This is a genomic window from Allobosea sp. FBZP-16 (genome assembly GCF_002831785.1).
In the GTDB taxonomy this organism is placed as follows: Bacteria; Pseudomonadota; Alphaproteobacteria; order Rhizobiales; family Beijerinckiaceae; genus Allobosea; species Allobosea lupini.
Genome location: NZ_LNCQ01000048.1, coordinates 237,614 through 244,155 on the forward strand (window position 1 = coordinate 237,614; position 6,542 = coordinate 244,155).

Below are 6,542 nucleotides of genomic sequence, written 5' to 3' on the forward strand. Positions count from 1 at the left end.
AAAGCCGCGCGAGCATGGCTCGCGCGGCTTCTTTTCAGCTGTCGGACTGGTCAGTACTTGCGGACGACCGGAGCCGGCGCGTAGGCGACCGGGCGTTCGACAGGGCCGCAGCAATCGGGCTCGCCGAAGTTCCAGCGCATGCCGATCTTGATGTCGTGGCTGTCGATGTCCTTGATCTTGAGCGGCCCCTGCACCTGCCCGCCATAGGCGTTGACGAGGCGGCCAGACTGGGCGTCGCCGAGATTGAGGTAGCGATAGCCGACTTCGAGGGTCAGGTTCTTGTTCACCTCGTAGCCGACACCGGCCATCAGCGCCCAGGCGACACCGCTCTTGGTGCCAGCATTGGCGGTGCCGAGCGTGCTGTAGCCGGGGCCCCAGCCGCCAGGGGTCAAGGTGCTCATGACGCCCTGGTCGGTGACGCCGTGGATGCGGTTGCTCGCATAGCCGATACCGGCGCCGATATAGGGCGTCAGGCAGTTCCAGGTGCCGAGGTCGACATAGGCGTTGAACAGGGCGACCATCGAGCTGATGCTGCCCTTGTAGGTGTTGTGCAGGAGTGTACCGCCGCCCAGGTCGACCTGATCGGTCGCCCCGAAGCTGCCGCCGCCGCGATACTCGAAGGTGCCGTCGACGCGGAACCAGTTGTTGAAGCGATAGCCGATACCGACGCCGCCGAAGAATGAGGTCGAGCGATCTTCCTTGGCAGGCCAGGTCCCGTTCGCCTGGCGAACGTCTTCCTGCTCGTACTTGCCGAAATTGGTGACGCCGACGCCGATGTCGCCGCGCATATAGATGCCCGACGAGATCGTGCCGCGCAGCTCCGGCGGCGGCGGAGGTACGGGCTGGGCCATCGGAAAATCTGCGGCACTGGCGATGGCGGACGCGCTCACGGCCATGGCGCCAGCAAGCGCGAGAGATTTCAGGCTGCCCATGGCGGGACCCCTCGAATGTGCGCGCCGCCGAACTCAGGAGCGCGCGAGTTACCGATGGGGAAACCTTGCCACGGATTTCTTAAATGAGACTTAACCCTAAAAACTAACCCTATCACTCCGTAAACGGCAGCATTGCTCCTGAGAGATCAGCTTCCGTGAAGGCATTCATGGGGTCGAACGAAAGACCTTGCCAAGACAGCTCTCTGCCATCCCGGCCGCGGTGAAACGGAGTACCGGAATCCATCGCAGGGCTCGGCGCCCTCCGATAAATTCAGCGCTGCGAACCGTTGGCGCTCGTCCAGGGGACGGCGCCAGGCCCGCGGGATCCGCTCAGGCGGCCGCCTTAGTCACCGCCTCGACCACTTCGTCGACCGCTCGCAGGACGAGATCGCGATCGTCTCCCTCGGCCATGACGCGGATCACCGGCTCGGTGCCGGAGGGACGGATCACCAGCCGTCCGCTCTCGCCGAGCAGCTGCTCGGCTGCCTTGATCGCATTGACGACCGGCTTCTCCTCCAGCGGACGGCCCTGCCTGTAGCGGACGTTCTTGAGGATCTGCGGCAGCGGCTCGAAGCAATGGCAGACTTCGGAGACCGGTTTCTCCTGGCGCTTGACCACGGCGAGCAGCTGCAGCGCCGCGACCAGCCCGTCGCCGGTCGTGCCATAGTCGGAGAGGATGATGTGACCGGACTGCTCGCCACCGAGATTGAAGCCGTTGGCCCGCATGTGCTCGAGCACATAGCGATCGCCCACCGCAGTACGCGCCATCGACAGGCCGAGACCCGCCAGATAGCGCTCCAGGCCGAGATTGGACATCACGGTGGAAACGATCCCGGGCGCCGAGAGCCGGCCGTCCTCCTGCCAGCTGCGTGCGATCACGCCCATCAGCTGGTCGCCATCGACGATCTGGCCCTGCTCGTCGACGATCAGGACGCGATCGGCGTCGCCGTCGAGCGCGATGCCGAGGTCGGCACGCAACTCGCGCACTTTCTGGCTGAGCGCCGCCGGCTTGGTCGAGCCGACATCCTTGTTGATGTTGAAGCCGTCGGGCTCGTCGCCGATGGTGATGACCTCGGCGCCGAGCTCCCAGAGCGCCTCGGGCGCAACCTTGTAGGCAGCGCCATTGGCGCAGTCGAGCACGATGCGCAGGCCGTCCAGGCCAAGATTGCGCGGCAAAGTGCGCTTGGCGAACTCGATATAGCGGGCATGGGCACTCTCGACGCGCTTGGCCCGGCCGAGCATCGCCGACGACGACAGCTGCTTGCCGAGATCGGAATCGATCAGCTGGGTGATCTCCGCCTCGACCTCGTCGCTGAGCTTGTAGCCGTCCGGCCCGAACAGCTTGATGCCATTGTCCTCGTAGGGGTTGTGCGAGGCCGAGATCATCACGCCGAGATCGGCCCGCATCGAGCGGGTCAGCATCGCCACCGCCGGCGTCGGCATCGGGCCCAGCAGCAGCACATCCATCCCGACGGACGTGAAGCCGGCGACCAGCGCGTTCTCGATCATGTAGCCCGAGAGCCGCGTATCCTTGCCGATCACCACGCGATGGCGGTGGTCGCCGCGGCGGAAGGCGATGCCTGTTGCCTGCCCGACCCGCAGCGCCAGATCGGGCGTGATCACGCCGTTGGCGCGTCCGCGAATGCCATCGGTGCCGAAGTATTTGCGTGTCATGAGGTCAGTCCTCGGAGCCTAGCCCGGCTCGTTGCTTTTGCAGCTCATACAGGCTCTTTGCCTGCTCAGCTTCTCACAAATTGTGTCGGACCGTATCCGCTAGGGCACTTTCGAGCGAAGTGGACACCGGTCCGCGTAAAAAAATGCGATAAAACAAGCATGTGGGGCACCGGATCTTCGCAGCATGGCTGACGAGGATCAGCATGACAAAGGGCGGCCCGAAGGCCGCCCTTTGGTCGTTCGAGGTCTGGTCGCGCCATCAGGCCAGCGGCTGCGGCTCCAGCCCGGCATCGGGCTCGTCGCGCTTGCGGCCCTTGCCGGCGCTCGGCACTGCCGAGCCACGCGGCGCGTGCGGCGTGTCGGCGTCGTCGCGCGAGGGGCGCTTGCCCGCGATCAGGTCGCGGATCTCGTCGCCGGTCAGCGTCTCGAACTCGAGCAGCGCCTCGGCCACCGCGACGAACTGGTCGTGGTGTTCGGTCAGGATCGCCTGGGCGTCGAGATAGCCCTGATGGACCAGCTTGCGCACCTCGGAATCGATCTTTTGCGCGGTCGCCTCAGACAGGCTCTGCGTACGGCCCATCGACATGCCGAGGAAGACCTCTTCCTGATTGTCGCCATAGGCGACCATGCCGAGTTCCTTGGAATAGCCCATCTGGGTGACCATGGCCTTGGCCATCTTGGTCGCCTGCTGGATGTCGCCTGTCGCGCCCGAGGTCACGTTCTCCATGCCGAACGTCATCTCTTCGGCGACGCGCCCGCCCATGGCGACCGCGAGCTGCGAGGTGAACTCCTTGAACTTCATCGAGTAGCGGTCGCCCTCGGGCAGGAACTTGACCATGCCGAGCGCACGGCCACGCGGAATGATCGTCGCCTTGTGCACGGGGATGCCGGCGGGAACATAGAGGCCGACGATGGCATGACCGGCCTCGTGATAAGCGGTCAGCTTCTTCTCCTCCTCGGACATCGCCATCGATTTGCGCTCGGCGCCCATCATGACCTTGTCCTTGGCGTCCTCGAACTCGGCATGGGTGACCATGCGCTTGCCGCGACGGGCGGCGAGCAGGGCGCCCTCGTTGACGAGGTTCATCAGGTCGGCGCCGGAGAAGCCGGGCGTGCCGCGGGCCAGCACCTTGAGATCGACGTCCGGAGCGAGCGGGACCTTGCGCACATGCACGCGCAGGATCTTCTCGCGGCCGGCGACATCGGGGTTCGGCACGACGATCTGGCGGTCGAAGCGGCCGGGGCGCAGCAGCGCCGGGTCGAGCACGTCCGGACGGTTGGTCGCGGCGATGATGATCACGCCCTCGTTCGGCTCGAAGCCGTCCATCTCGACCAGGAGCTGGTTCAGCGTCTGCTCGCGCTCGTCATTGCCGCCGCCGAGGCCGGCGCCGCGATGGCGGCCGACCGCGTCGATCTCGTCAATGAAGATGATGCAGGGCGCGTTCTTCTTGGCCTGCTCGAACATGTCGCGCACGCGGCTGGCGCCGACGCCGACGAACATCTCGACGAAGTCCGAACCCGAAATGGTGAAGAACGGCACATTGGCCTCGCCGGCGACGGCGCGCGCGGTCAAGGTCTTGCCGGTGCCGGGAGGGCCGACCAGCAGCACGCCGCGCGGAATCCGGCCGCCCAGGCGCTGGAACTTCTGCGGATCGCGCAGGAACTCGACGATCTCCTGCAGGTCTTCCTTGGCTTCGTCGATGCCGGCGACATCCTCGAAGGTGACGCGGCCATGCGCCTCGGTCAGGAGCTTGGCCTTGGACTTGCCGAAGCCCATCGCCCGGCCGGCACCGTTCTGCATCTGGCGGGACATGAAGATCCACAGGCCGATGAAGATCACGAAGGGCAGCGAATTGACCAGCAGCGCCATGAACCAGGGCGTGCCCTCGGACGGGGCGCGGGCCGAGACCTGCACACCCTTCTGCGCCAGCGTCCGAACGAGCTGCGGGTCGTTGTAAGGCGCGTAAGCAACGAAGTTGCGGCCGTCAGTGAACGTGCCGGTGATCTCGGGCCCGGCCACCACGACATTGGCGATACGGCCGGCCTCGGACTCGTTGATCAGCTGGCTGAACGGGATTTCATTGGTGCTGGCACGCTGGCTCGGGCTCTGGAACAAGGTGACCAGCGCCAGGACCAGCAGGAAGATCACCACCCAGAGGGCGAAATTGCGGAAGTTCGGATTCATTACGGTTCCGATCCGCTCGCCGGCGGGATTGCCGCGCGAGCCTGTGGTTTTCGCTGCCTAATCTAGGGCCGCCATGCCCCCTTGCCAAGGGAAGCCTGACCCTTCTTAGGGTTATACCGTCGCAGGGTGAACGCCTCGGCGCCTCTCGCCCTCGCGCATCAGCGTCAAAACGCCATCGCCGGCCAGCGACAGACGAAAGCCGCCGAGCGTGCGCTGCAGCGCCCTGCCCGCGCGCGCCGCGGCGATCAGCGCCTTCGCGCAATCCTCCAGCCGCGCCAGACGCGGCGGTACCCCGGCCTGCGCCTCGCCGTCCTGCGCCGCGGCGAGCGCGAGCCCCAGGCTCCTGATCACGATCTCCTCGGGCTCCCCGCAGAGCCGCGCGAAATCGAACCAGCGCCGACCGTTCTCATCCCCGGCCGGCACGCTCGCCAAGGCATGCGCCGCCAATCTGTCGAGCGACTCGTCGGCCCGCGCCAGCCGATGCGCAAGCTGGCCGAGCCGCTGGGCAGTCAGCCCTTCATGGGCCAAGGCCGGCAATAGTGCGCGCCAGCGGATGCGGGCAAAGCGCGGATCGTCATTGGACGGATCGCGGATGAAGGCGAGCCCTCGCGCCTCGCAGGTTGCGATCAGCCGGGATTTCGCGATCCCGAGCAGCGGCCTCGCCAGCACGGCCCCGTTCACAGCGCTGCGCGGCGCCATCCCGGCCAGGCCGGCGAGACCGGACCCCGCCGCCATGCGCATCAGCAGGGTCTCGGCCTGGTCGTCAGCGGTGTGCGCGGTGACGATCGTGGTGGCGCCTGGCACCCTCGCCTCTTCCGCCAGCAGGGCATAGCGCGCCGCGCGCGCCTTCTCCTGCACTCCGGCCTGCGGCTTCGGGCCCTGCCAGCGCCGCGTACGATGCTCGACGCCAAGCTTCGCGCACAGCTCGCCAACCATCATCGCTTCCTGCGCCGCCTCGGGGCGCAGGCCGTGATCGATGGTGACAGCCAGGAGCCGCGGACGGCCCCGCCCGGTCCAATCGGCCAGAAGCGCGAGGAGAGCGATGGAATCAGGCCCGCCCGACACCGCGACGACAAGCGTGTCGTCGTGGGCGAGCGGGCGGAACAGGACATCGGCTTCAGCCGCCGTCAGCGGCTCGGACTGGGCAGGACCTGCGGGCGCCGCGGTCAAGCGCAGCGGGCGCGCTGCCGCTCGCGCTCGACCCCCTGGCGCACCGCATTCGAGGCGGCGGGATAATCGACGCCGACCTTGGCGAAGGTGGCGCAGGCCTGGTCACGCGCACCGAGCCCGTTCAGAGACATGCCGAGCTTGAGCAGGCTGTCGGCGCCCTTGCCGGCCTTCGGAAAATCGCGCGAAATCTTCAGGAACTGCTCGGCCGCCTCACGATAGCGCCGGCGCTGGTAGTAGCTCTCGCCAAGCCAGAAGGTGGCGTCGGCCGCCAGACGATCGCGCGGATAGCTTTGCAGGAACTCGCGGAAGCTCATCTCGGCGCGCTCGTATTCCTTGCGCAGGACATGGGCGTAGGCGACGTCGTAGAGCTCGCGCGGGCTGGCCGCCTGTCCCGTCGCGGCGACGCTGGTGCCCTGCGCTGCCGCGGGCGGCAGCGCCCCTCCCGGAACCGGGCGCCCGACGCTGGAGAGGTCCATCGGCCCCTGCCCCTGGTCACCGGCGAACTCCTCGTCGATGATCTGGCCGAGCTGGCGTGGCCCGCCGGCGGCTCCCGGCTGGGCGGCAGGATCGAAGGCATCGCC

General features: G+C 67.1%; 5 protein-coding genes. All 5 read right to left on the bottom strand.

Annotation, left to right across the window (positions count from 1 at the left end; translation table 11 throughout):
- Window positions 1-50: 50 nt before the first annotated feature.
- Window positions 51-890: an outer membrane protein gene (locus tag CXY91_RS24865; protein WP_465246892.1), complete on the bottom strand. Its 840-nt coding sequence runs from the start codon at window positions 888-890 to the stop codon at window positions 51-53.
- A gap of 372 nt (window positions 891-1,262) precedes the next feature.
- Window positions 1,263-2,606 (bottom strand): phosphoglucosamine mutase, encoded by a 1,344-nt coding sequence (gene glmM, locus CXY91_RS24870; RefSeq protein WP_100964233.1) that lies wholly within the window; start codon window positions 2,604-2,606, stop codon window positions 1,263-1,265.
- A gap of 259 nt (window positions 2,607-2,865) precedes the next feature.
- Window positions 2,866-4,791 carry an ATP-dependent zinc metalloprotease FtsH gene (ftsH, locus tag CXY91_RS24875; protein WP_091839033.1) on the bottom strand — a complete coding sequence of 642 codons (1,926 nt, stop codon included), beginning with the start codon at window positions 4,789-4,791 and terminating at the stop codon, window positions 2,866-2,868.
- A gap of 111 nt (window positions 4,792-4,902) precedes the next feature.
- Window positions 4,903-5,961: a tRNA lysidine(34) synthetase TilS gene (tilS, locus tag CXY91_RS24880; RefSeq protein WP_100964235.1), complete on the bottom strand. Its 1,059-nt coding sequence runs from the start codon at window positions 5,959-5,961 to the stop codon at window positions 4,903-4,905.
- A partial coding sequence (gene ybgF / locus CXY91_RS24885) for a tol-pal system protein YbgF (protein ID WP_100964237.1) occupies window positions 5,958-6,542 on the bottom strand: 585 nt, incomplete at its 5' end. The genes ybgF and tilS, both read right to left, overlap by 4 nt.